This is a genomic window from Acinetobacter sp. P1332 (assembly GCF_044057475.1).
Lineage (GTDB): Bacteria > Pseudomonadota > Gammaproteobacteria > Pseudomonadales > Moraxellaceae > Acinetobacter > Acinetobacter johnsonii.
This window is the reverse complement of the sequence record NZ_CP171157.1, coordinates 2,808,543-2,833,400: the sequence shown is the minus strand read 5'-3', so window position 1 is coordinate 2,833,400 and position 24,858 is coordinate 2,808,543. Positions and strand designations below refer to the sequence as shown.

At 41.8% G+C, this 24,858-nt stretch carries 22 protein-coding genes and 1 pseudogene; 12 read left to right on the top strand and 11 right to left on the bottom strand.

Features of this window, described 5'->3' with window-relative positions:
• Window positions 1–62: 62 nt before the first annotated feature.
• Window positions 63–944, top strand: a complete 882-nt coding sequence (locus ACFN7Z_RS14025; RefSeq protein ID WP_010326002.1) for a metal-dependent hydrolase — start codon at window positions 63–65, stop codon at window positions 942–944.
• 105 nt (window positions 945–1,049) lie between these two features.
• Window positions 1,050–1,508 (top strand): ribosomal protein S18-alanine N-acetyltransferase, encoded by a 459-nt coding sequence (rimI, locus tag ACFN7Z_RS14020; RefSeq protein WP_010326003.1) that lies wholly within the window; start codon window positions 1,050–1,052, stop codon window positions 1,506–1,508.
• Between the two features lie 29 nt (window positions 1,509–1,537).
• On the opposite strand, the gene ACFN7Z_RS14015 is transcribed toward rimI, so the two are convergent.
• The 3 genes from ACFN7Z_RS14015 to trxB form a co-directional block, all read right to left on the bottom strand.
• The gene (locus ACFN7Z_RS14015) at window positions 1,538–2,353 is read right to left on the bottom strand and encodes an arginyltransferase (protein WP_010326004.1); all 816 of its coding nucleotides are present in this window, start codon (window positions 2,351–2,353) and stop codon (window positions 1,538–1,540) included.
• A gap of 21 nt (window positions 2,354–2,374) precedes the next feature.
• The gene (gene aat / locus ACFN7Z_RS14010) at window positions 2,375–3,106 is read right to left on the bottom strand and encodes a leucyl/phenylalanyl-tRNA--protein transferase (protein WP_010326005.1); all 732 of its coding nucleotides are present in this window, start codon (window positions 3,104–3,106) and stop codon (window positions 2,375–2,377) included.
• An 86-nt stretch (window positions 3,107–3,192) separates the two neighbouring features.
• Window positions 3,193–4,146 (bottom strand): thioredoxin-disulfide reductase, encoded by a 954-nt coding sequence (gene trxB / locus ACFN7Z_RS14005; RefSeq protein WP_004694912.1) that lies wholly within the window; start codon window positions 4,144–4,146, stop codon window positions 3,193–3,195.
• 295 nt (window positions 4,147–4,441) lie between these two features.
• On the opposite strand from trxB, the gene ACFN7Z_RS14000 reads away from it, so the two are divergent.
• Window positions 4,442–7,537, top strand: coding sequence for a DNA translocase FtsK (locus ACFN7Z_RS14000; protein ID WP_010326006.1), 3,096 nt, complete (start codon window positions 4,442–4,444; stop codon window positions 7,535–7,537).
• 57 nt (window positions 7,538–7,594) lie between these two features.
• Window positions 7,595–8,500, top strand: a complete 906-nt coding sequence (locus ACFN7Z_RS13995; protein ID WP_010326007.1) for an AEC family transporter — start codon at window positions 7,595–7,597, stop codon at window positions 8,498–8,500.
• Between the two features lie 56 nt (window positions 8,501–8,556).
• Here ACFN7Z_RS13995 and ACFN7Z_RS13990 read toward each other — a convergent pair whose 3' ends face one another.
• From ACFN7Z_RS13990 to ACFN7Z_RS13965, 6 genes are all read right to left on the bottom strand, one after another.
• Window positions 8,557–8,844 (bottom strand): PA4642 family protein, encoded by a 288-nt coding sequence (locus tag ACFN7Z_RS13990; RefSeq protein WP_004694907.1) that lies wholly within the window; start codon window positions 8,842–8,844, stop codon window positions 8,557–8,559.
• Window positions 8,845–8,965: 121 nt separating this feature from the next.
• The gene (gene minE / locus ACFN7Z_RS13985; protein ID WP_004694905.1) at window positions 8,966–9,238 is read right to left on the bottom strand and encodes a cell division topological specificity factor MinE; all 273 of its coding nucleotides are present in this window, start codon (window positions 9,236–9,238) and stop codon (window positions 8,966–8,968) included.
• Window positions 9,239–9,240: 2 nt separating this feature from the next.
• Window positions 9,241–10,053, bottom strand: coding sequence for a septum site-determining protein MinD (minD, locus tag ACFN7Z_RS13980; protein WP_010326008.1), 813 nt, complete (start codon window positions 10,051–10,053; stop codon window positions 9,241–9,243).
• Window positions 10,054–10,122: 69 nt separating this feature from the next.
• Window positions 10,123–10,854 carry a septum site-determining protein MinC gene (gene minC / locus ACFN7Z_RS13975; protein WP_395442087.1) on the bottom strand — a complete coding sequence of 244 codons (732 nt, stop codon included), beginning with the start codon at window positions 10,852–10,854 and terminating at the stop codon, window positions 10,123–10,125.
• A 123-nt stretch (window positions 10,855–10,977) separates the two neighbouring features.
• On the bottom strand, window positions 10,978–12,027 hold the full coding sequence (locus ACFN7Z_RS13970) for a hypothetical protein (RefSeq protein WP_029574953.1): 1,050 nt from the start codon (window positions 12,025–12,027) through the stop codon (window positions 10,978–10,980).
• Window positions 12,028–12,037: 10 nt separating this feature from the next.
• Complete coding sequence (locus ACFN7Z_RS13965; protein WP_010326011.1) at window positions 12,038–12,970, bottom strand: acyltransferase; 933 nt, start codon at window positions 12,968–12,970, stop codon at window positions 12,038–12,040.
• 256 nt (window positions 12,971–13,226) lie between these two features.
• On the opposite strand from ACFN7Z_RS13965, the gene ACFN7Z_RS13960 reads away from it, so the two are divergent.
• From ACFN7Z_RS13960 to ACFN7Z_RS13935, 6 genes are all read left to right on the top strand, one after another.
• A complete protein-coding gene (locus ACFN7Z_RS13960; RefSeq protein WP_010326012.1) occupies window positions 13,227–13,877 on the top strand; it encodes an OmpA family protein in 651 nt (216 codons plus the stop codon).
• Between the two features lie 126 nt (window positions 13,878–14,003).
• Window positions 14,004–16,043 (top strand): UvrD-helicase domain-containing protein, encoded by a 2,040-nt coding sequence (locus ACFN7Z_RS13955; protein WP_004694892.1) that lies wholly within the window; start codon window positions 14,004–14,006, stop codon window positions 16,041–16,043.
• 43 nt (window positions 16,044–16,086) lie between these two features.
• Window positions 16,087–16,539: a dUTP diphosphatase gene (gene dut / locus ACFN7Z_RS13950; RefSeq protein WP_004694889.1), complete on the top strand. Its 453-nt coding sequence runs from the start codon at window positions 16,087–16,089 to the stop codon at window positions 16,537–16,539.
• Window positions 16,540–16,735: 196 nt separating this feature from the next.
• Window positions 16,736–18,163 (top strand): phosphomannomutase/phosphoglucomutase, encoded by a 1,428-nt coding sequence (locus ACFN7Z_RS13945; RefSeq protein ID WP_010326013.1) that lies wholly within the window; start codon window positions 16,736–16,738, stop codon window positions 18,161–18,163.
• A gap of 10 nt (window positions 18,164–18,173) precedes the next feature.
• The gene (gene argB / locus ACFN7Z_RS13940) at window positions 18,174–19,076 is read left to right on the top strand and encodes an acetylglutamate kinase (RefSeq protein WP_004984290.1); all 903 of its coding nucleotides are present in this window, start codon (window positions 18,174–18,176) and stop codon (window positions 19,074–19,076) included.
• 168 nt (window positions 19,077–19,244) lie between these two features.
• A complete protein-coding gene (locus ACFN7Z_RS13935) occupies window positions 19,245–20,093 on the top strand; it encodes a class II glutamine amidotransferase (protein WP_010326014.1) in 849 nt (282 codons plus the stop codon).
• Between the two features lie 39 nt (window positions 20,094–20,132).
• On the opposite strand, the gene ACFN7Z_RS13930 is transcribed toward ACFN7Z_RS13935, so the two are convergent.
• Window positions 20,133–21,101: an IS30 family transposase gene (locus tag ACFN7Z_RS13930; RefSeq protein WP_005804963.1), complete on the bottom strand. Its 969-nt coding sequence runs from the start codon at window positions 21,099–21,101 to the stop codon at window positions 20,133–20,135.
• A 113-nt stretch (window positions 21,102–21,214) separates the two neighbouring features.
• Here ACFN7Z_RS13930 and ACFN7Z_RS13925 point away from each other — a divergent pair.
• Both ACFN7Z_RS13925 and ACFN7Z_RS13920 read left to right on the top strand, forming a co-directional pair.
• Window positions 21,215–21,475: pseudogene (locus tag ACFN7Z_RS13925) on the top strand (integrase core domain-containing protein); the annotation flags it as partial.
• Between the two features lie 81 nt (window positions 21,476–21,556).
• Window positions 21,557–23,512 carry an alkyl/aryl-sulfatase gene (locus tag ACFN7Z_RS13920; RefSeq protein WP_000693745.1) on the top strand — a complete coding sequence of 652 codons (1,956 nt, stop codon included), beginning with the start codon at window positions 21,557–21,559 and terminating at the stop codon, window positions 23,510–23,512.
• A 357-nt stretch (window positions 23,513–23,869) separates the two neighbouring features.
• Here the strand turns inward: ACFN7Z_RS13920 and ACFN7Z_RS13915 are convergent, their stop codons facing one another.
• Complete coding sequence (locus tag ACFN7Z_RS13915; RefSeq protein WP_014538385.1) at window positions 23,870–24,838, bottom strand: IS30 family transposase; 969 nt, start codon at window positions 24,836–24,838, stop codon at window positions 23,870–23,872.
• Window positions 24,839–24,858 lie beyond the last annotated feature (20 nt).

Here is a 24,858-nt window from a genome sequence, read left to right as displayed (position 1 = left end):
ATAAAAAGACGAAAACAACTATAAGTAATGGATGTCTTCAGGATATTCATAGGAGCAGAAAGATGAATGCAAAGGTAAAAATCACCAACCGTGCGGGCGCGAGTTTCCCTGTACGTCGGATGAACTTTGAGTTTGAAAGCGTACCTGAATATTGGATGAATGGTTCAGCTGGACTGACCCATTTTATGACTGCGCTTTCGGCACTCTTTCCAGCAGGTGAAATGTTTTTTATCGACAGTGTTCGTGCCGTTAGACAGCATCCCTCAATCAAAGATAATGCCGAACTACAAAAAGAGATTTCAGCCTTTATTGGTCAAGAAGCGATGCATACGCAAGAACATGAAGGTTTTAATGCTTCGGCACAAAAGTATGGGCACGATGTTGCAACACTTGATCGCTATACGGATCGTGCAATTCAAACCACGCGTAAAGTGTTTGCTTATCTCGGCAAGCCTGTGGGTATTACTCAAGAGATGGTGGATTTAACGGCAACCACCGCGCTGGAACATTTTACTGCAACCATTGCCTCTCAGTTGTTGGTCAATAACCACATTCAAGAGCTGATGCGCGATGAAACCATGAAAACCATGTGGTTATGGCATGCCATTGAAGAAAATGAGCACAAAGCTGTGGCTTATGATGTGTTTGAAGTAGTTTTTGGAAAGGGAATCAAATCCTATCTACTACGAACGGGATCGCTGGTTGCAGCCATGAGCATTTTATTCTGCGTTCAGTCGTATTTTGTATTTCGTTTATTACAGCAAGATAAACAACTGAACAGGGCAGCGTTGAAGGATATTTATACCTATGCATATAGTCCATCGAAAGGAATTATTACAGGGATGGCACGTGAAATGATCATGTACTTTAAACCGGGTTTTCATCCTAATCATCACGACACCGATGCGTTACTTGAGAAGTGGAAGCTAAAATTAAGGTTTTAAGCAGTTTTGGCTCTTTGAGCGATGTAAATCGCTCTTTTTTTTTGTTCGGTTTTTAGCACAAATTTTTTATACTGTGACCTCCACATTTTAGAAAGATAAACGAAGATGATTCGTTTAATGCAAGCTGCGGACTTAAGCCAAGTTGCGCAGATTGAAAATTTAGTTCAAACCCATCCTTGGAGCCTACAACAGTTCCAAGAGTCCATGCAGTCTTATCACAGCACCGTGATTGAACAGGCAGGGCAGGTCGTAGGGTTTTGTATCCTTCAGCCTGTTCTTGATGAGGCTAATTTATTGTTGATGGCCATTCATCCAAGCCAGCAAGGCAAAGGGTTGGGTTACCAGCTATTGGATGCATCACTGGCACAACTCAAAAACAACCCAATACAAGTGTTCTTAGAAGTCCGTGAGAGCAATCAAGCAGCGATTGCCTTGTATGAAAAGTCCGGTTTTCATCAAATTGATTTGCGTAAAAATTATTATCCTAAATCAGATGGTGGCCGTGAGCATGCTATTATTATGGTGAAATCGTGTAGTGATGACTTTTCCGAGTTATTTAAATAAGAGAAAAGTCGAGCTTCTGTATAACGCCATTATTTAATAATGGCGTTATTCCACCCCGAAGGTAGGGTGGTCATTAAGGAGTTTCCCAGTTGCTGTACTTCCTCGCTGCTCAGACTATGATTGAGTCTGCGCCACTGACCATCAATCAACAATTCTAGCGGTAAATACTGCGATTTATAGTTCATTTTTTCTGAGTGCGGCACCCAATAGCCCAAATACACAAACTGTAAAGCGCGTGCTTTGGCGAGCTCGATTTGTTTTAAAATGGCGAAAGTCCCTAGTGAACGTTTGTTTTCATCGGGATCAAAAAACGTATAAACCGCAGATAAACCATCATCTAGAGGATCGCAGGTCGAAACACAGATGAGCTGGTCTTCTTTCCACAGTTCTAAGAAAAAGCTCTCAGTACAGCTATGCACGAGGAATTTATCAAATTGATCACGGCTAGGCGGGAACATGTCTCCATCGGCATGGCGTTTAAAAATATAACGCTCATATAAGTCATAATGTTTTTGGGTGGCGTCTGCAGTGCGGGTAATTTTTAAAGTGAGATCTTGATTGCGTTTCCATGCTTTTTTTTGACTGCTGTTCATTTTAAATTCGCGCACAGGTACGCGGCTAGATAGGCACTGTCGACATAGATGACACTCTGGGCGGTAGACAAAATCACCACTCCGGCGAAAACCCACCCTAGAAAGTTCAGACAGCGTGACGACATCCATACGATGTGCTGGATCGAGAAATACCATCCGAGCTGACTTTTTTTCTAGATAGCTACAGTCATGCGGTGGCGTGATGTAATACTGTAAATCATTCAGTAGGGACTTCGGGTGATACGAATTCATGATAAATCCCTCTATTATTCTTTATTCAGTCAGTCGCGCATTTTGCGCTATTGTTTTACTTGAAAATACACCGTCCTGATACATTTTCCAATCGATAGCGGGTTGATTTACAACATCTTGTAACGATTTTAAGTAGGTTTGCCGAGAAAGTGTACAAGCACCAAGGCTTAACAGATGATCATTGACCAATTGGCAGTCGATCCAAGGCAGCTTATTTTCACGTCCAATCAACATCAGCGTATAAAATGCCATTTTTGAGACATCCGTTTCGGTACTGAACATGGACTCCCCAAAACAGCCGTGTCCAATGCTGACGCCGTATAGTCCACCAACCAAGCGTGTTTGATCCCATACTTCAACACTATAGCCATAACCTGCATCAAACATTGCACAGTAGCCATCAATAATGTCTTCGCTGATCCACGTGTCATCAGCATAGCTGCGAGGTAGTGAGCAGGCACGGATCACTCGTTCAAAAGCCTGATTGATGGTGATGCGATAATCTTGCTTTTTCATACTCCGAATGAGAGTTTTACTGGGCTGATAATCCTGCGGACGGATGATGCAACGTGGCTCGGGGCACCACCAGCAGATGGGCTCGCCTGTTGAGAACCATGGAAACAAACCATGGCTGTAGGCTTCAAACAGGGTAGAAGGGGAGAGGTCTGCACCGATACAAATTAAGCCTTCACCCTCGGGGTCAACTTCAAGCGGATCGGGAAAGATATACTCAGAAGGCGGTAACTGCTGCATAGTGGTGTGTATACATGATAAAAAATGACTTTAAGATCATACATAAAAAAACCGCCTATGGAAGGCGGTCTTTTTCAAGGCTTAGATTATTCGCCTAAAGCATCCAAATACTTTTCTGCATCTAGCGCAGCCATACAGCCAGAACCTGCTGAAGTGATCGCTTGGCGATAAACGCTATCAGCAATGTCACCTGCTGCGAATACACCAGCGACAGAAGCAGCTGTGGCATTACCAGATGTACCGCTTTGAACTTGGATATAGCCATCACGTAAGTTCAGTTGACCATCAAACATTGCGCTGTTTGGTTTGTGGCCAATTGCAACAAACAAACCTTGAACATCAATATCTTGTGTAGATTCGTCTTGAGTTGATTTTAAGCGAACGGCGGTTACACCCGTGTTGTCACCTAAAACTTCATCCACTTGGTGATTCCAAATGATGCTGATCTTGCCTTCTTTTTCTTTCTCAAATAAATGATCTTGAAGAATCTTTTCAGAACGCAATGAATCACGACGGTGAACCAAAGTCACATGCGATGCAATGTTAGACAAATATAGTGCTTCTTCAACGGCAGTATTACCGCCACCCACAACCATGACTTTTTGGTTTTTGTAGAAGAAACCATCACAGGTTGCACATGCGCTTACGCCTTGGCCCATAAAAGCAGCTTCAGACTCAAGACCTAAGTACTGAGCGGTCGCACCTGTGGCAATAATCAGTGCATCACAAGTGAACTCATCCATGTCACCTTTGAGTACAAATGGACGTACAGAAAGGTCGACTTCATTGATATGATCGTAGATGATTTCAGTACCAAAACGTTCTGCATGCGCTTGCATACGTTCCATTAGTGCAGGACCTGTTAAGCCTTCAGGGTCACCCGGCCAGTTATCAACTTCAGTCGTTGTCGTTAGCTGACCACCGAGTTGGATACCCGCAATCAATGTAGGCTTTAAGTTGGCACGCGCAGCATATACCGCAGCGCTGTAACCCGCAGGGCCTGAACCGAGAATAATCAAACGTGAGTGACGAGCGCTCATACGTAGAATCCTTTTTTTATTTAGAAATTTGTGGAATTATACGTGAAACTCTATAACAGTTGTGTGAGTTCAATGTCGATATTATTGATCAATCAAATCGATTTGAGCTATATAGAAGAAATATGCGGTGTAGAGCGGGGAAAAGTGGAAAAATCATCTGCTCGCTATACATAAAGCATTTAAGAATAGTGCATCTTTTTATAAAGAAGAGGTGCATAATATGACGTTTATTGTGAAACTTTTGCTTTAGGTTTCGAACAAAAACATTAATGAAGAATTTGTTACAGGACAGTATATGACTGAGGTGTCGGGTGCTTATGCACAGCGCTTATTAATGACATTATTTTTAGTCTCGTTTGGCATTTATTTGTTCCTTGCTACCGTGACCTATACCCCATTTGATCCGGGCTGGATGCATATATCAAGTGATACCTTGCAAGTCTCGAATGCCAGTGGCGTTGCTGGGGCGTGGATTGCTGACTTACTGTTCGGTTTTTTAGGCTGGGCAAGTCTACTTATTCCTGTGTTTTTGTTCATTGAAGCCATTCAAGTCTGGTGGCCGCATAGTTTTTTAAACCGTCCATTTCGTTATGCTGCACAATTCTTTATTTTGCTTGCAACCGCTAGCTTACTGTTCTTGTTTTGGAAAGTTCCAGCGGACACATTAGACAATGCCTCTGGCGGCATTATTGGTTATGAACTGGGACAAAGTTTGTCGCAGATTTTAACCATTTACGGTGCAACCTTATTTTTGGTCGTGTTTACCGTGGTCTTATTGACCTTGGCTTTCGGTATCAAATGGAACCGTACTTTCGCGACCCTCAAAGCAACTCCTGCGTATTTACAAGATTTATTTTACCGTAACGTACCTGAAAGCGAGTCTGCCTTTGATCGTACGACGCCAAGCGTCAAAAAAGAAGTGATTGCAACGGCACCGAAAAAGAGTGTTGAAGCAACGGAATTGGTCGAGGCGCCAGTAGCCGTGCAAGAGGCATCAGTTAAAGCACCTCAGCGCGACTATTCAGCAGAGCATTTGTTTAATGACATGGTGGCCAAAGAGCAACGTGTTCAAGAACAACAGGTGGATGTGGATGATGAAGTAGAGCTTGAGCGGACTATAGAAAAAGCGCACCAATTAGAACAAGACAGTCAACGCGTGGTGGCGACAGGGGAAGTGTGGCGTGCATTAAACTCAGGTGAAGATCAACGTCATAAAAATGATATTGATGCTTTACTTCGTGCTGCCGAAGAAGATCGCCCATTTAGCCCAGAACAACACTTTCAAGCAGTGGTGCAAGATCATACAGCGGCAATTGCTGATCCTCATTATTTCCAAGACGATGCTCCTGCACAGAAGAAAAATGTTGATTGGGATGATGATGAAATCTTTGACGAGCTGCTTGCTGCCGTACCCAATGGCAAAACAGCAACGGATGTTCACAGCCCCTTCAATACGCCTGAACCGGTGTCTCATTTACATGTGGTTGAAGATCCAATTGCGGTAGCCGAGGTTGCAACCTTAAGTGCTGCTGCAAGTCCCGTTGCATTACAACCAGCGCCGAGTGGAATTGCAAAAGCACAGCTTGATGAATTGGATGATTTAGACGAATTCCTTGCTGAAGATTGGTCGGAGCAGAAAGTTGCTGCTTCAGATGTGCGGACCAGCAGTAGCTATGCGCAGTCATCAGCTTTTGTACAAGCACCCATTCAGCATCATAATACAGTGAGCACAAGTGCTACAGTGGCTGTAGCCAAAGAAGTTTTGTCCAAAGAAGCGTTTATTGAAGCATGGCAGGACACCGCTGGAAAACCGCAAGACGAAGAAGAGTTTGACTTTGATGCGCCTTTGACTGATGCATCAGGCCGTCCAATGTCTTTGTCCATGCAAGTAGCAGAGCGTCGTCGTGATTTATCACCACTGCCAGGGTTGGATTTGCTGGATGAAGTTGACCTCAATAAAAAAGTCAATTTCACTGCTGAACAGTTGGCGCGTTTATCTGAATTGCTTGAAATTAAACTACAAGAGTTTAATGTCAAAGCCAAAGTGGTCGAAGCGCAGCCAGGGCCCGTAGTAACTCGTTTTGAGTTGGATTTAGCACCGGGCGTGAAAGCCTCTAAAGTGACCAATATTTCCCGAGATCTGGCACGTTCCATGTCCATGGCATCTGTACGTGTGGTCGAAGTTATTCCGGGTAAACCGTATATCGGGATTGAAGTGCCGAATAGCACACGTGAAATGGTGCGTTTAATCGAGTTGTTGACCATTCCTGCTTTTACCGATCCGAATAGCATTCTTTCGATGGCAATGGGCAAAGATATTTCAGGTAATCCTGTCATTGCTGACTTAGGTAAAGCGCCGCATATGCTGGTTGCAGGCACCACAGGTTCAGGTAAGTCGGTGGCAGTAAACTCGATGATTTTATCGATGTTGTTGAAATATACGCCGAATGAGTTACGTTTAATTTTGATTGACCCGAAACAGTTAGAGCTCGCTAACTATAACGATATTCCACATTTGCTCACACCAGTGGTCACGGACATGAAAGATGCAGTCAGTGCCTTGAACTGGTGTGTGAATGAAATGGAACGTCGCTATAAGCTAATGTCTTTCTTAAAAATTCGTAAGCTGGCGGACTATAACCGTAAAGTGGAAGAAGCGATTGCCAATGGTGAAGAGCTGATTGACCCGACTTGGAAAGCCAGTGATTCGGTTGCAGGTGAGCGTGCACCACGTTTGACCCCATTACCATCGATTGTGATTGTGGCGGATGAGTTTGCCGATATGATTATGCAGGTCGGTAAGAAAGCTGAAGAAATGATTACGCGTTTGGCACAAAAGTCACGTGCCGCAGGCATTCATTTGTTACTTGCAACGCAGCGTCCATCGGTCGATGTAATTACGGGTCTGATTAAAGCCAACATTCCAACACGTGTGGCTTTACGTGTGAACTCGAAAATTGACTCACGCACGATTTTGGATGCTGGTGGGGCGGAAGACTTACTGGGTCATGGTGATATGTTGTTCTTAGGGCCGGGTAAAATTGAACCTGAACGTGTACATGGTGCCTTTATTGCCGATGATGAAGTCAACCGCATCTGCGATGCTTGGCGTGAACGGGGTTCGCCAAACTATGTTGATGAAATCTTAACGCCATTTGATGAAGAGCCAAGTTCTCGTGGCTTTGAAGATGGTGATGGCGATCCAAACCGTGATGCACTTTATGACCAGTGCGTATCCTTTGTATTGGAAACACGCAAGGTTTCTGTGTCCTCGCTACAACGTAAGTTTAGTTTAGGCTATAACCGTGCCGCGCGGATTGTCGACCAAATGGAAGAAAACGGGATCGTGAGTGCGCAAGGTGCGAACGGTAAGCGAGAAATTTTAGTTTAAAAAGAAAGCCTGCGGATTGCAGGCTTTTTCTTAATCATTCAGTTTAGGCATCCAGTCATGCAAATTATTGATGCATTAATTCCATTGGTGGTACTCATTGCCATGGGGTATGTATTAAAGCGGTATCGCTTTTTAACGGTAGAATTTTGGCAAGGCGCTGAAAGACTGAATTATTGGATTTTGTTTCCTGTTTTGCTGTTCAGTAGTCTAGCCACCGTTCATTTTAATGTAGGGCAAGTCTTGCCAGCGCTTGCTGTGGTCTTTAGTGTGACCTTGCTGATGAGTGTGGTGCTGTGGGTATTAAAAGCGCTGTATGGTACGCCTGTGGCGCAATTTGGCGTCTATTTACAGAGTCATATTCGTTTTAATACTTATATTGGTTTGACCAGTATGGCTTTGATTTTTGGTGCTGCGGGGATGCAAGTCTTTGCCATGATTATTGCTTTTGTCATTCCTTTGGTAAATGTACTGTCCGTACTTGGTTTTTCTCAAGGGCAGGGACTGTCTTATAAAAATATTGCGTGGTCGGTTGCGAAAAATCCGCTGATTCTGGCCTGTCTGGTCGGGATTCTTTTTAATTTTTCAGGTATGCATTTGCCTGAGAGCATCAGCCAATCTTTAAAGCTAGTAGCAGGGATGAGCCTTCCGCTTGGGCTCTTGTGTGTGGGCGCAGCACTCCAGTTTAATGCGTTAAAATATGCTGGCCGAGCGCTAATTCTAAATACCTTTGGGCGTTTAATCTTGGTACCTATTTTAGCCTATGTAGGCTGTCTTTTATTTGGTTTAGCAACATTTGAAACCATGATTGTGGTGGTATTCTTCTCGCTCCCAACAGCCTCAGCAGCCTATGTCCTAACCAAATATTTTCAAGGGGATAGTCAACTCATGGCGGCAATCATTAGTTTGCAAACTTTGTGTTTCGGTTTGACTTTTCCACTTTGGATGTGGTTTTTACAGACATAAAAAATGCCAGTTCTACCGTACTGAGCTGGCATTTTAAAATTGCTGTTTTTGAAGAGTTAGGCAAATTTAGCCAAGACTTCTAAAAACGGTGCTGCCTGACGTGGGTAAGCGGCAATGACGTCATGAATGCGCTGACCTTCTGGATTAGTTGCGTTAATATCGCGACCATCCGTTTTAAATTGGGTGAGTAGACGCTCATAATCACTTGGGCGCATGTGTTTAAATGCATGGTACAACACATGAAAATCGCCATTCACACCTTCAGGAGGAAGCTGAGTTAAGTAGGCAAATACACGCTCATCTGACCATTCTTCATTGAACGTTGCTGGCTGAGATAATGCCATAGCAATCTCCTTGCTGGTTTAATCATTAAAAAAGGCAAAATATGGGAGACAAAGAAAATACTTTCTTGTGTCTGCGCATATTCTGCCTTGATTCAATTTGCTTGACTAATCAAAAATCAGATTAACGTTCTTCAGGCAAATTGATATTCATTTCAAGCATTTCAATATTCGCTTCAGAACGGACAGCCATTTGAATGTGCTGTTCATCTACACCGCGAACATAGCGATTCACCACTTGCATGATTTCTTTCTTCATTTGGTCGATTTTGTCTTGGCTAAGACGTTTACCTAAACCACTTTCAGACGCTACGATGACTTTCAAACGATCTTTTGCTGTTTGAGCACTAGACGGTTTTTCATCATTACTAAAAAGCTTACTCCAAAATCCTGCCATGTCTACGCTCCAAATAGTCGTGCTAACCAGCCTTTAGGCTTCACCGTAATATGACGGTAAGGACGTTCTTCACCTAAGAAACGTGCCACAAGGTCATCATAGGCTTGGCCTGCTGCTTCTTCAGTAAAGAGAATCACTGGTTTACCTTCGTTAGATGCTTGTAAAACACTCTTACACTCAGGAATCACTCCCAAAGTTGGCACACGTAAAATATCTTTAGAAATGTCGTCAATGGTTAACATTTCTTGTTTATCGGCACGTTCAGGGTTGAAGCGTGTGATACACAAGTGTTTACGAATACGACCTTCATTCATTTCAACTTTTTTGGTTTTGCTGTCGAGCATACCAATAATACGGTCAGAGTCACGTACAGATGAAATTTCAGGGTTGGTGACAATAATCGCTTCATCGGCATGGTACATTGCTAAAATTGCACCGCGTTCGATACCTGCAGGTGAGTCACAAATAATGTAGTCAAACTCTTGTGACAACTCATCCATGACACGTGCTACGCCTTCATCAGTTAAGGCATCTTTATCACGGGTTTGCGACGCAGGTAAAATATATAAATTCTCGATATCTTTATCGCGGATAAGCGCTTGTTGTAATCGAGCTTCGTTATTTAATACATTGACAAAATCATACACAACGCGGCGTTCACAACCCATGATCAAATCAAGGTTACGTAAACCTACGTCAAAATCGATCACAACAGTTTTGTGACCACGTAGGGCTAAACCTGTTGCAAAAGATGCGCTTGTCGTAGTTTTGCCTACGCCACCTTTGCCTGATGTTACGACAACAATTTTCGCCACCGAATCCACTCCTGTTATGGTTTAAATCCCCTTATTTATCATTTGGGGCTTTTGGTGTTTATTTATACATTAAAATTCAAGCGCTTCAAATACAAGCTCTTGTTGATCATTTAAGTAAATATGTGTTGGGCGTTTTAAATGCTGCGCTGGAATATCATCTGCAACACAATAGGTCCCTGCAATTGAAACCAATTCAGCTTCTAGAGCATGACAGAAGATACGTGCAGCGCTGTTTCCGCCCTCGCCGGCAATGACTCTACCACGAGCACTACCATAAATATGTATATTTCCTGAAGCAATCACTTCCGAGCCGCTGTTAATGCCTGCGGTAATAATGATATCGCCTTGATTTTGAACCAAGCACTGACCCGTACGTAAAATTTCGTCATGATATGAAGTTGCATGACGAATAACAGGTGCTGCCGCAACTGGCGCATTGGTAGAAACTGTCGTAGCAGGAGCTGGGGCTTCAACCACTTGCTCTTTGGTTGCTTTGACTTCTTGAAGTTGCGAACTAATACCATGACCTTGCGCAGGAATCACGGGGAATTGAATGGCACGGGCTTGTTCCGCCAAAATTCCTTCTTGTACTGCCATTGGCTGTACATCTAGATCCAGCAATAATTGAATCAAGGAAATTAACTCTTGCTCAACGCTACTTTCCAGAACAACTAACGCCCCAGCAGTCGATGCATTTTGTAATGTTTTACTTAATTGCTGTCGGATTGCATCATGATCATTGGTGTCAAGGGTAATGCGAATCGCATTGACCATTCTGCCAGTTATCCGGATATCAGCCATAATTTTTCCTTAAGACTTCTCAGATTTATTTTTTACTAAAGAAGTGATGTTGTAAATAGAGCAAATCCTAGAACAAAATGAAGGATTGCACTAGCTGCGTTTGTAATATTTTTACCTTAATGCTTATTCTTTGGCTTGATCATCTTTTTCAAGCTCTTCTAACCACTGTTTCACCTTAACTTGCTTGCGAATGGCATCCAAACTTTCATAGACCACAGACTCAACCAACTGTTCCAAAGACTGATTATCGATTTTTAAATCACTGACTTTTTCAGCTATCAAGCGATAGGTGGCATTGGGCTGTGCAGGATTTCCCACCACCATTGGTTCCAGTAAACCTTGTGTGATGTTTTCACCGAGTCGTTGTCCGATACTTTGAATTTGTTGCTCAATTCTTCCACCCACAATTGGAATCAAACGCAGTAATTGGGTCAGTTCAGGGGTATCTTCAATCGCACGATTGACAATCAGACCGACATTCTGAGCAATGAAATACTGACGCTGTTTCAATTCAGTGGCGAGAGATTCTTGTAAAATTTCAGCCAATGCTTGTGCAAATAAAGCCCGATGATGATCGACGAGGTCATGGATAATTTTTTTATGGGTCGAACTGGTATTTAATTCGTGCTTCACCCCATCTAATACAGTAATCACGACGCGGTCAGAGAGCTCTTCCATCACCACGCGGTAGTAAAATTTGGCCTTGGCTTGTACCGACTCAGGAATCACGCTATAGCCCAACTCATGCAGGCGAAAAGCAATCACCCCCGCACGAAATAATCTTAAAAAACGTAAATGAGGAATAATTGCTAAAATTTCGTACCAATGAATGAAGGGAAAGAAAAACCAGCGACGATGGTGTCGATACACGATGGCAATGCCCCAACGCACCAATAATTCAGTAATCAAGAACAGAATAAACCAAGCTTCTGTGGTGATGACCCACGGATGCAAATGCTCACGATAGAAGCTTAAGACACTTTCTAGGTGAATGGCATGGAAAAACCATCCACCGATATTGCTCATGATAAAAAAATTAGCACACAAACAAAATAAGTTAAAAATGATGAGAAACACCATAAAAATGTCATAGATCAAAAACAGTTTGAAATACAAACTTTGTGGATCAACCTGATGATATTTAGACTTTTTGACTTGGTTATTCTGCATCATGCATAGACCCTTACTGGGTTAAATTGGACGTTGAGTATTTGGCTTTCATTTTTTCAATCAATTGGTCTTTTTCAGTCCAAAGTTGATCGACCCACTGTTGGAATTTTTCTCGAAAGTCTGCATCGTCTTCATAGTTTCCAGCGAGTACCCATGCAGGAATATCAATTTTACGTAAATTGACCGCAATCCGTGGGACTTCCCCGAGCCAAAATTCGCTATAGCCAGGTGCGCCGTCGGGATAGACAATGGTCATATCTACCAAGGCATCAATGTCATTACCTAAAATACTTAAGGCTAAGGCCAAGCCACCCGCTTTCGGTTTAAGTAAATTTTGATAAGGCGACTGCTGCTGTGCATGTTTTTCTTGTGTAAAACGCGTGCCTTCCAAATAATTTAACAGGGTGAATGGTTGGCTAAGCAGTTGTTCACAAGATTTGCGTGCCTCTTCCATATCGCGTGTTTTCAACGCAGGGTTTTTCGTAATTTGTTCTTTACTATGCCGCTTCATCATCGGGAAGCCTAGAATTTTAAAGGCTTGGCCGACAAATGGAATAAAAATAAGTTCCCACTTGGTAAAGAAGCGGGTAAGGGGCATACGGGTTAAACCAAAATATTGGTTAACCGTGGTGTCGACCCAACTTTGATGGTTGCAAGTCATGAGGTAACGGCCCTGCATACTTAGCTCAAGATCATCGTCGACAGAAATGTCCCATTTCGTGTTGGGTAAGACATGATCGATTAAATAATTGTTCACAGCGAGCCAACTGTTGGTGATTTGAATATTGGTCTCATCTACTTTTTTTGATTTTTTAAACAGTTTGGTCAGGCCTAGCGCGAGCACTGGCGGACCATGAAAAAAAGTACTGCCTGTAATGACTGAACCAACAGTTAAACCACGTGTGATTTTTTTTAATAAAGGTTGTTTTTGGTTTGGTGATGACATAAAAATAAACCCTAAAATATAATGCGTTTCGCAACTCGTTCTATTTCTAAAGCTCAATATAGTACGGGATGATCAAATAGAAAAGCACCAAGCATTAACTGTGTAGAAATTGTGACGAAGAATGCCTTGAAAAGGAAATTTTTTATTACATATTGTAAATAAAGGCTTTATTGTTAACAAAAAATCAATGGTCTAGATCATCGTTTTACGACAATATTCGGTCTATAAACAAAACACACAAAGAAGGAGGCATGCGATGCGTGCACTAGCAATTTCCGCAGTCGTTGGGGCAATGGTTCTTACAGGTTGTCAAAGCACTGGTAATAACACTGGTGGTGTGGAATACGATAAAGCTGCTCTAGGGACCTTAATTGGTGCTGCTGCGGGTTATGGTATTTCTAAAGGAAACGCAAACACGAGTCGTCAAAACAACCGTGCTGCAGCGATTGGCGCAGTTGTCGGTGGTGCAACTGGTGTTTACCTTGACAACAAAGAGAAGAAACTTCGTCAACAAATGGCGGGTACTGGTGTAGAAGTTAAACGTAATCCAGATGGTTCTGTAGGTTTGGTTATGCCAGGTAACATCACTTTTGATACCAACAAATCAAACATCAAGCCGAACTTCTACTCAACTTTAAATAAAGTTGCGCAAACCTTAACTGAAGATAACAAGAGCGGTATACTTGTAACAGGTTATACAGACAGTACAGGTAATGATTCAATCAATATTCCTCTGTCTCAAGCGCGTGCGCAATCTGTAGCAAGTTACTTGGCATCTCAAGGTGTTTCTACAACACGTATTAATGCACAAGGTCAAGGTTCAGCAAACCCAATCGCATCTAACGCGACTGCTGAAGGCCGTGAGCAAAACCGTCGTGTAGAAATCAGCATCTATGCAATTCAATAATTTTTATTGAAGACTGAAAAACCACCTTCGGGTGGTTTTTTTATGACTGTTAAAATATGAATTTGCATTATGCATCTGTAGCGGAGATGACTATAATCGAGCTCGGAATGAAATAGAGGAAAGACTATGTCACTGGCAAGTCAATTAAATGACAAGCAACTTGAAGCCATGAAATACACTCAAGGACCCTTGTTAGTACTTGCAGGGGCTGGTTCAGGTAAAACTTCGGTGATTACCCGTAAGATTGCCTACTTGGTGAAACACTGCGGCATTCCTGCTTATCGTATTACCGCGATGACGTTTACCAACAAAGCAGCACGCGAAATGAAAGAACGTGTCACCAAGCTGCTGTCACGTGAAGAGGCAAAAGGGCTTTCAGTCTCGACCTTCCACACCTTTGGCCTAAACATGCTGCGTTTAGAGCTGAAACACACACCATTAAAAAATAATTTTTCTATTTTGGATGCGGACGACTGTAAGCGTATTTTGATGGACTTGATGCACCGTGACAATTTATCCGGTGCGGAAAGTAAAGAACTGATTGCCAAAGCCATGAAGATGATTTCAGATTGGAAAAACGATCTGATTCCACCTGAGCAAGCACACACCACCTGTGAAACCGCAGAAGATGTTCAGTTTGCGCACTTGTATCAACTGTATGAGCGTAATTTACGTGCCTATAATGCGGTCGATTTTGATGACCTAATTGTGATGCCGACGCGTCTTTTACAAGAAAATGCAGAAGTACGTGAGCGCTGGCAAAACCGTATTCGCTATTTATTGGTCGATGAGTATCAAGACACCAACACCGCACAGTATATTTTGGTGAAATTGCTGGTCGGGGTGATGGGACAGTTCACTGCGGTGGGTGATGATGACCAATCGATCTACGCATGGCGTGGTGCCAAGCCTGAAAACATGGCTTTGCTGAATGAAGATTTTCACAATTTAAAAGTGATTAAACTCGAACAGAACTATCGTTCGACCAGTCGTATTTTAAAAGCGGCCAATACTGTGATTGGTAACAATCCACATATTTTTGATAAAAAACTGTGGTCAGATAAAGGTCATGGTGAAGTAATTCGAGTGATTACGTGCCGCAATGATGACGATGAGTCAGAACGTGTAGTAAAAGACTTAATTACGCATAAACTGATGAATGGTAAAAATTGGAAAGATTACGCCATTTTGTATCGGGGTAATTTTCAAGCACGTGCACTGGAAACACAACTGCGTCAAATGCAGATTCCGTACAAATTATCAGGTGGTCAGTCGTTCTTCGGACGAGCTGAAATCAAAGACGTGATGAGTTATTTGCGCGTCATTATTAATCCTGAAGATGACAGTGCATTTTTGCGAATTATCAATACACCTAAACGTGCCATTGGGCCTGTGACTTTAGAAAAGCTGGGTCTGTTTGCACAAGAAAATCATTTGTCTTTGCTCTCTGCAGCGGGTGATCAACGTCTCACCATGGTGATTCCTAAAAAAGCCACCACGCAGTTGGCGGAGTTTGCAGACTTTATTACCACCTTTACCCGTGAGTTGCTTGAGGATGATGAACCTGTACCGATTATTCGCAAGATGATGGTTGAAGCGGGTTATATCGACTATGTCAAAGAGTCTGCGGCGACGCCTGCGCAAGAAAAAACCAAGCTGGATAATATTGAAGTGTTGTATAGCAGTATTCAAAGTTTGATTAACCGTGCTGAAGATGTTGATGAGAAAAACATTGAAAGTGTAATTCGTAAAATGGTGTTGCTGGATATGTTAGAGCAGCAGCAAGAAGAAGAAGACACTGACAAAGTAAACCTGCTCACGCTGCATGCATCCAAAGGGCTTGAGTTTCCATATGTCTATCTGATCGGTCTTGAGGAAGAGTTACTGCCGCATAAAAACTCGATTGCCGCAGATACGGTTGAGGAAGAGCGTCGCCTGATGTACGTGGGCATTACCCGTGCGCGTCAGGGTTTAACCATCACGCTTGCAGAACAACGTAAGGCGGGCGGTCAAATGAAGCAAATGACACCAAGTCGTTTCTTGGATGAGTTGCCGCAAGATGAGTTGGAATGGCTGGGGCGTAAAAAGAAACTGGCGGGCAATGTCGATCCGAAATTACAAGCGCAGCATTATTTAGATAATTTACGTGCATTGATTAAGCGCTAAATATTTTTTTATTTTAGAAATTTATTGTACTAGGAAAAAGAGAATGAAAGTTCAGGTTAAAGTGTTGGATTCACGTTTAGGCAATGAATGGCCAATGCCAACCTATGCGACAACGGGTTCAGCAGGCTTAGACCTTCGTGCATGTGTCGATGCTGCGACCGTCATCGAACCGGGACAAACTGTTTTGGTCAAAACAGGTTTATCTATTTATATTGAAGACCCACACTTTGCTGGTTTAATTTTACCGCGTTCAGGCCTAGGTCATAAGCACGGCATTGTTTTGGGTAACTTGGTGGGTTTAATTGATTCGGACTATCAAGGTGAATTGATGGTGTCGGTTTGGAACCGTAGCCAAACAGCTTTCAGTTTAGAGCCAGGTGAACGTCTTGCACAGTATGTACTCGTACCTGTGATTCAAGCCCAGTTCGATATTGTAAATGAATTTGAAGCGACAGAACGTGGTGCAGGTGGTTTCGGACATACTGGTCAAAACTAATCTCTCAGTGATAAAGTAAAACAACAAAGCCTCTCCTTGAAAGAGGCTTTGTTGTTTTAATGCTGAATGATCATTTTTAGTTCATAAAAAGTTACAACTCTTTTTTGAATCCTTAGTAAAATTAAACCCAGCGTTAAGCATAACAACAAGGACAGCTGAAAGAGCTGTTGATCTGAATAAATTAGAAGTTAGACCTATGGATTTTCAGCCAAAATTTCCTGCACATATTTTTCGTGCCTATGACATCCGTGGCAAATTGGATGTTATGAGTGCTGAGCTGATTCGTGCCATTACACAAGCGCTCGCAACTCAATATTTAAAGACTGGGCAGACACGTTTAGCCATTGGTTATGATGCTAGACAAAGCAGTCCTGCTTTTGCAGAAATTATTTACAAAGAATGTCTTAAACAGGGCTTAGATGCGCAAATCATCGGATGTTGTGCTAGTCCTGTGTTGTATTACACGGCACGTCAGTTCGACGGCAATGGCATTATGGTGACAGCCAGCCACAATCCGAAGTCGGATAATGGGATCAAATGGATTATGCAGGGTGAGCCTCCTTTACCTGAGGCAATCCAACAGGTGGCACGCGATGCAAATGAATATTTTGACAGCCATGCAGAGATGAACTGGCAAACGTTGCCACATCAGATCGTGCCTGAATATTGTCTGGCTTATCAGGCGGCATTGCTCAATGATATACAGCTCATGCCTCAACCGCGACCCTATAAAGTCGTGGTGGATGGTTTATACGGTTCAGCGGGGCGTTGTGCCGTTTTGGTCTTAAAGAAACTCGGCTGTGAGGTGCATGCTTTACGCTGTGAGGCCAATGGTGAATTTCCTGAACATGCCCCCGATCCATCTCAAGCCAAACATCTAGATCTACTACGAAACGCCGTGCAACAGCAGCATGCCGATATCGGTATTGCCTTTGATGGGGATGGTGACCGTGTTGTATTGATTGATGAAAAGGGCGTAATCATTTCAGCAGACCGTTTATTGTCCTTGTTTGCGCACATGTGTTTGGCTGATCATCCAGCACATGAAGTGGTTTTTGATGTGAAATGTTCCACCATGGTTCGAAATACAGTATTGGCCCATCACGGTATTCCAAAAATGATTCGCACAGGTAGTTCTTTTTTGCGGAAATATTTGGCGCAATCTGAAGGGCATGCGGTTTTTGGCGGTGAATATGCAGGGCATTATGTATTTAATGATGGTCGTGGCTTTGGTTATGACGATGGTTTATATGCCGCACTACGTGTGCTGGAATACTTAAGTTTGAAGCAATGCACTTTGTCCGAAGCACTGGCAGACTACCCAGAACGTGCCAGTACAGAGGATATTTATATCAGCACCCATCAGATTTCACCCGCGCTGGTTTTAGCGAATGTGGAAAAACAAAGTCAGCACTTTCAAGCAGAAATGAGTAAAATTGATGGCGTAAGACTTGATTTTGAGGATGGATTTGGCATTATTCGAGCATCGAATACGGGCGAGTATTTTACCGTGCGTTTCGACGCGGACAGTGATCAGCGGCTCCATCAAATTCGCCATAACTTTGTGCACATGCTGACGGCAGATTATCCGCAGATTGCACAAGACCTATTAGACGCCCATTAAGGAGAGGCACATGCCACATCAACATACTGGCCTCGACAAAGCACAAGTCCTGACTGAAGCTTTGCCGTATATTCAACGTTTTGCTGGAAAAACGCTAGTAGTGAAATATGGTGGCAATGCAATGACCGATCCTGAGCTTGAGAGCTCGTTTGCACGTGACATCGTTTTGTTAAAAACCGTCGGTTTAAATCCAATCGTGGTGCATGGCGGCGGTCCACAAGTGGATTCGTTTTTAAAGCAATTGGGGCGTGAGTCGGATCGTATTGATGGTATGCGAGTGACCGATCCAGCGACCATGGAAGTGGTTGAAATGGTGTTGGGCGGTAGTGTGAATAAATCTATCGTGAACTTGATTAACCAACATGGCGGTCGTGCCATTGGTTTAACGGGTAAAGATGGTAATTTACTGCGTGCACAAAAGTTACTGATGGAAAAAACTGCGGAAGATGGCACGGTACAAAAAATTGATCTAGGCCTAGTGGGCGAAGTGACCAGTGTTAAAACCGATGTATTGGAAATGTTTACCAGTGGTGATTTTATTCCTGTGATTGCACCTTTAGGTGTGGATGAAGAGGGCAATACTTATAACATCAACGCGGATTTGGTGGCTGGAAAAGTGGCTGAAGCTTTAGGTGCTGAAAAGCTGATTTTGTTGACCAATATTTCAGGTGTTTTAGATGAAAATAAAAACCTGCTCACGGGTCTAACCACCCAAGAAGTTGACCGTCTCATTGAAACGGGCGTGATTTACGGCGGGATGATTCCGAAAGTGGGTTGTGCTCTAGATGCGGTGAAAGGTGGTGTGGTAAGCGCGCATATTGTGGATGGTCGTGTGCCACATGCAACGTTGTTGGAGATTTTCACCGATCATGGTGTCGGTACATTAATTACCAATCGCAGTAATAAACACTAGCATTTTAAAAAAGCCTCTTCGGAGGCTTTTTTTAGGCCTATGCATTTTATAAAAATAGTTTTATGCGTGAATGTGTTCGGGTTATGAAGCATTGTGAATTGCAAGCCAGTCAGGACTCATGCACAATAAAACCATCATAAATAAATATGTTTAAATAAGATCAAGATTATGTGCCAACTGCTCGGAATGAACTGTGCAACACCGACTGATATTACCTTTTCATTTCGAGGCTTTTCACAGCGCGCGGGGATTACTTCAGACCATTGTGACGGTTTCGGGATAGCTTTTTTTGAGGATAAAGCCTGCCGTTTATTCGTTGACAATCAATCTGCAGTTGAGTCGCCGATTGCTGAATTAATTCGGAACTATCCGATCAAATCACGCAATGTGATTGCCCATATCCGCAAAGCGACGCAGGGAAAAATTAACTTAGAAAACTCACATCCATTTAGCCGTGAGCTATGGGGGCGACAGTGGATTTTTGCGCATAATGGCGATTTGCATGACTTTGATCCTGTACTTTCAGGACGCTTTACCCCAGTTGGCAATACCGACAGTGAACGTGCATTTTGCTATTTACTTGATCAGCTGGTGAACAAGTTTGGCTATATCGAGCCAAGTCTAGATCAAGTTTTTGATTTATTAACGGATATTTCTCCACGGATTGCGGAGCATGGCACGTTCAATTTTTGTTTATCGAATGGACAAGCCTTGTTTAGTTATGCCATTACCAAACTGCATTGGTTGGTGCGTGAGTACCCATTTAAACCTGCGCAGCTGATCGACATTGATGTTGAAGTCGATTTTAGTCAAGTGACTACCGCAGAGGATCGCGTGGCCGTGATTACTACCGAACCGTTGACTCAAAATGAAGCGTGGACAGCCTTTGCACCAGGGGAAATGATTTTATTTCAATATGGCAAAGCGATACGCCACCAAATGACCCATGTGGAACGTTTAATCCGAGAAGCCAAAGATCCGTCTTTAAAACGCGTTACTAAAGCGGATCAATATTAATTTATTTCAAAATGATTGGAATATAAAAGCATGGCGAATTCAAACATGAGGTGCGACAGTTTCAAAAGCCATATGATAATCAACAAGCTGAGCAAATTTCTCTAATGGTGTAAGCCAATCTAACGCCTTTCTAGGACGAGTATTCAGTGACATGGCAACTTGATTTAAATAATGCTGATCTGCCTGATTTAAATCAATCCCTTTAGGTAAATATTGCCTAATTAAACCATTCATATTTTCGCATGTGCCTTTTTGCCAAGGTGAATGTGGGTCACAGAAATATACATCTATGCCTAAATCTTCTTCGAGTATTTTATGTTCTGACATCTCGCGTCCACGGTCATAGGTCAACGTTTTACGCAGTTCTGCAGGTAAATATTTCAGAGCTTCAGTTAAAGCCTTGCGCACTGATTCTGCCTTTGCATCAGGTAATGTTGCCAAGATACAGAGCCGTGTATTTCGTTCAATAAGTGTTGCTATCGAACTTTTATTGTCTTTACCTTTAATTAAATCAGCTTCCCAATGACCCGGTATTTTTCTTTCTTGAACTTCGGCTGGGCGCTCATGAATAGTTTTAATATCCTGTAATATAGAATCTTTTTTAGGTTCACCGTTAGCTTTTCGCTTTTTATTTTCATGACGCAGACAGGATAATAAGTCTTTTTTCAACTCACCCTTGGGTAATGCTCGTATCGTTGAATAAATCGTTGTATGGCTTACATTCATTGTTTGATCCAAATCAGGAAATGTCTTTAAACGCTTTGCTATTTGCTGAGGAGACCATAAACAACGGATCGCTTCAACAATAAATTTCCAGAGGATTGAATCGATTTTGAGTTTTCTGTGACCACGTCTACGTCTAGCGAAGGTGTTATCAGAAGCATATCGAGCTTGATAAACGTCATTGATGCTATTTCTTTTAAGCTCACGATAGATCGTACTAGGATGTCTTTTAATGAGTTCAGCAAATTTTCTGGCTGAAAAGCCTTCTTTTCTTGACTCAAGCATTAATGCAGTACGATCTTCAAAGTTAAGATGATGGTATGACAATTTTATATACTCCATAAACCCTTTAAATTAATTAGGTGGTTTATGTCGCACTTCAAGTTTTACTCTGCCATGTATTGAAATCAAATGACATCCAAATCAGCATGGATGGTAAAGGTCGATGGGTTGATAATGTGATGGTTGAACGATTATGGCGGAGCGTTAAATATGAAGAGGTGTATCTCAAAGCCTACAGCAATGTTTTGGATGCGAAGAAGCAATTAAACGCATATTTTGAATTTTATAATTTGAAACGACCTCATTCGAGTCTGGACAAAATGACTCCAGATGAGTTTTACTATGACCAGCTACCACAACAAAATAAGGTAGCTTAACTAGAGCAGAGTATCACTTATAAATAAGCTTTTAGTTGTTCAAACATGTGGGACCACCTCTATTTAAAAAAAGGAAAGAAGATGAAAATTAAGTTTTTAACAGTTTCATTGATGCTTATTCTGCCATTTTCTGTTTTTGCAGCAAATACTGTAGTAGAAAAAGCGGTCATTGAATCAAATAATACATATAAGGCGAAGTATAACTTAGAGGATATGACTGAGTTTAATCAGGCTCAAAAGGGCTTTATTGCCAAGCCAACAGGTCAAATTAAAAGTGAGAAAGGCAATGTTATCTGGGATTTTGATGCATTTAGTTTTTTACAAGATCAAGCACCAAATACCGTTAATCCCACTCTATGGCGACAAGCAAAATTAAACAACAATGTTGGGCTATTTAAAGTAACAGATCGAGTTTGGCAAATTCGTGGTTTTGATTTGGCAAATATGACCATCATTCAGGGTGATACTGGCTGGATTATTGTGGATACATTAACCTCTAAAGAAACGGCTGAAGCAGCACTTAAATTTGCTAGACAGCATTTAGGTGAGCAAAAAATTTCAGCCATTATCTTTACCCATAGCCATATCGATCATTTTGGTGGTGCATTAGGCGTTCTTTCTAGCGAAGAAATTAACGCTAGAAAAACTCCAATTATTGCGCCAAAAGGCTTTATGGAAGAAGCGACCAGTGAAAATGTGATGGCAGGTTCAGCCATGATACGTCGTGCGACTTATATGTATGGAACTTTTCTACCTAAAAATGCGGAAGGATTGGTGGATACAGGTTTAGGTAAGGCTGTTGCTGTGGGAAAAATGGGCATCCTTGAGCCTACACAACTGATCACTCAACCAGAACAGAAAATGACGGTTGATGGCTTGGATTTTGTGTTTTATAACGTGCCGGGTTCAGAAGCACCAGCAGAATTAACGTTCTCTATCCCATCATTGAAACTTTATAACGGCGCAGAAATTCTATCTCATACCATGCATAATCTTTATACCCTTCGGGGTGCTAAAGTCCGTGATGCCTTAAAATGGGTGGGCTATCTAGACCAAGCAATGCAGCATGCCAAAGCATCCGATGTATTGATTGCACAGCATCATTGGCCTGTCTGGGGCAATGACAATATTCAAGATTTTATTAAAACCCAGCGAGATGTTTATAAGTTCACGCATGATCAGACGGTGAGATATATGAACTCTGGTTTTAATGGCGCTGAAATTGCCGAAAAAATTAAGCTTCCAGCGGCACTTGATCAAAAACTATATGCTCATGGCTATTATGGAACCCTAAAACATAATGTAAAAGCAGTATACCAATATTATATGGGATGGTTCGATGCCCATCCTTCCAATTTAGATCCATTACCCCCTAAAGCTGTTGCAAAAAAATATATTGAGTTAGCAGGTGGGGAGAACAATGCATTGAAAAATGCGCGGGATGCCTACGCTCAAGCTGACTATAGATGGGCTGCCGAGATTTTAAAACATATTGTGTTGAATAACCCTCAAAACCAACAAGCAAAAGACTTATTGGCGAATACTTATCGTCAATTGGGCTATGCTGCTGAGGCTTCAACTTGGCGTAATTTCTTTTTGGTGGGCGCTCAAGAGCTACAAAATAATGTACCCCTACAAAATACTTCTGATCCGAGTGATTTATTGATTCATACACCAACTGAAAGATTTCTTGAAGCTATGGCGACAAATTTAGATGTGGAAAATTTAAAAAATGAAAACCAGTGTATCAATCTGGTTTTGTCGGATACCAAAGAGCATTTTTCATTATGGGTTGAAAACTCAGTCATGCAGTTTAAGCGTTATGATGAAAGTAAAGATTTGGCATTGGATTGCCCTACATTAACCTTAACCAAGCCCTTATATCTAAAAATGATTACAGGTCAAATAGAAGGGGTAAAAGTCCTGCTTTCTAAAGACAGTAAAGTCAAAGGTAATCCACTGAAAATTGGAAAATTCTTTGCAATGTTTAAACGTCCAGATTCAATTTTCCCGATTGTGACTCGACCAAATGGCTAAGCTCAAATAAGTAAAGTCGAAACTTAAATTAATAGATCCAAAGAAATGGGTGAAATTATCAACTTGGTTCTCCCAATCTTATAACAGGAATACAAGAAATTATTTCTTGTATTCCTCTTTAAAATTAAAAGTAAGCTATATGTATTTTAACTCTATTGATACTTTATTAAATGGTTTTTGAATTTTTATACTTTATTTTCGATGGAGATATTTTTATTAGTAGCTTGTTTAAAAAAGATTTGTTTATTTTTCTATTAATTGCTTCTAAATAATAACTTCAATATTTTTGTGGTTAAAAGGCAAGGGGGTATTATGATGTGTTTTTTATTGAAAATAAGCTTTTATATTAGGGCGAATTCAAACATGAGGTGCGACAGTTTGAAAAGTCTTATGATAATCAACAAGCTGAGCAAATTTCTCTAATGGTGTAAGCCAATCTAACGCTTTTCTAGGACGAGTATTCAGTGACATGGCAACTTGATTTAAATAATGCTGATCTGCCTGATTTAAATCAATCCCTTTAGGTAAATATTGCCTAATTAAACCATTCATATTTTCGCATGTGCCTTTTTGCCAGGGTGAATGTGGGTCACAGAAATATACATCTATGCCTAAATCTTCTTCAAGTATTTTATGTTCTGCCATCTCGCGTCCACGGTCATAGGTCAACGTTTTACGCAGTTCTGCAGGTAAATATTTCAGAGCTTCAGTTAAAGCCTTGCGCACTGATTCTGCCTTTGCATCAGGTAATGTTGCCAAGATACAGAGCCGTGTATTTCGTTCAATAAGTGTTGCTATCGAACTTTTATTGTCTTTACCTTTAATTAAATCAGCTTCCCAATGACCCGGTATTTTTCTTTCTTGAACTTCGGCTGGGCGCTCATGAATAGTTTTAATATCCTGTAATATAGAATCTTTTTTAGGTTCACCGTTAGCTTTTCGCTTTTTATTTTCATGACGCAGACAGGATAATAAGTCTTTTTTCAACTCACCCTTGGGTAATGCTCGTATCGTTGAATAAATCGTTGTATGGCTTACATTCATTGTTTGATCCAAATCAGGAAATGTCTTTAAACGCTTTGCTATTTGCTGAGGAGACCATAAACAACGGATCGCTTCAACAATAAATTTCCAGAGGATTGAATCGATTTTGAGTTTTCTGTGACCACGTCTACGTCTAGCAAAAGTGTTATCAGAAGCATATCGAGCTTGATAAACGTCATTGATGCTATTTCTTTTAAGCTCACGATAGATCGTACTAGGATGTCTTTTAATAAGTTCAGCAAATTTTCTGGCTGAAAAGCCTTCTTTTCTTGACTCAAGCATTAATGCAGTACGATCTTCAA

Coding starts and splice junctions, on each gene's coding strand:
- ACFN7Z_RS14025 (WP_010326002.1), top strand. CDS start 63: ATGAATGCAAAGGTAAAAATCACCAACCGTGCGGGCGCGAGTTTCCCT.
- rimI (WP_010326003.1), top strand. CDS start 1,050: ATGATTCGTTTAATGCAAGCTGCGGACTTAAGCCAAGTTGCGCAGATT.
- ACFN7Z_RS14015 (WP_010326004.1), bottom strand. CDS start 2,353: ATGAATTCGTATCACCCGAAGTCCCTACTGAATGATTTACAGTATTAC.
- aat (WP_010326005.1), bottom strand. CDS start 3,106: ATGCAGCAGTTACCGCCTTCTGAGTATATCTTTCCCGATCCGCTTGAA.
- trxB (WP_004694912.1), bottom strand. CDS start 4,146: ATGAGCGCTCGTCACTCACGTTTGATTATTCTCGGTTCAGGCCCTGCG.
- ACFN7Z_RS14000 (WP_010326006.1), top strand. CDS start 4,442: ATGACTGAGGTGTCGGGTGCTTATGCACAGCGCTTATTAATGACATTA.
- ACFN7Z_RS13995 (WP_010326007.1), top strand. CDS start 7,595: ATGCAAATTATTGATGCATTAATTCCATTGGTGGTACTCATTGCCATG.
- ACFN7Z_RS13990 (WP_004694907.1), bottom strand. CDS start 8,844: ATGGCATTATCTCAGCCAGCAACGTTCAATGAAGAATGGTCAGATGAG.
- minE (WP_004694905.1), bottom strand. CDS start 9,238: ATGGCAGGATTTTGGAGTAAGCTTTTTAGTAATGATGAAAAACCGTCT.
- minC (WP_395442087.1), bottom strand. CDS start 10,854: ATGGCTGATATCCGGATAACTGGCAGAATGGTCAATGCGATTCGCATT.
- ACFN7Z_RS13970 (WP_029574953.1), bottom strand. CDS start 12,027: ATGATGCAGAATAACCAAGTCAAAAAGTCTAAATATCATCAGGTTGAT.
- ACFN7Z_RS13965 (WP_010326011.1), bottom strand. CDS start 12,970: ATGTCATCACCAAACCAAAAACAACCTTTATTAAAAAAAATCACACGT.
- ACFN7Z_RS13960 (WP_010326012.1), top strand. CDS start 13,227: ATGCGTGCACTAGCAATTTCCGCAGTCGTTGGGGCAATGGTTCTTACA.
- ACFN7Z_RS13955 (WP_004694892.1), top strand. CDS start 14,004: ATGTCACTGGCAAGTCAATTAAATGACAAGCAACTTGAAGCCATGAAA.
- dut (WP_004694889.1), top strand. CDS start 16,087: ATGAAAGTTCAGGTTAAAGTGTTGGATTCACGTTTAGGCAATGAATGG.
- ACFN7Z_RS13945 (WP_010326013.1), top strand. CDS start 16,736: ATGGATTTTCAGCCAAAATTTCCTGCACATATTTTTCGTGCCTATGAC.
- argB (WP_004984290.1), top strand. CDS start 18,174: ATGCCACATCAACATACTGGCCTCGACAAAGCACAAGTCCTGACTGAA.
- ACFN7Z_RS13935 (WP_010326014.1), top strand. CDS start 19,245: ATGTGCCAACTGCTCGGAATGAACTGTGCAACACCGACTGATATTACC.
- ACFN7Z_RS13930 (WP_005804963.1), bottom strand. CDS start 21,101: ATGCTTGAGTCAAGAAAAGAAGGCTTTTCAGCCAGAAAATTTGCTGAA.
- ACFN7Z_RS13920 (WP_000693745.1), top strand. CDS start 21,557: ATGAAAATTAAGTTTTTAACAGTTTCATTGATGCTTATTCTGCCATTT.
- ACFN7Z_RS13915 (WP_014538385.1), bottom strand. CDS start 24,838: ATGCTTGAGTCAAGAAAAGAAGGCTTTTCAGCCAGAAAATTTGCTGAA.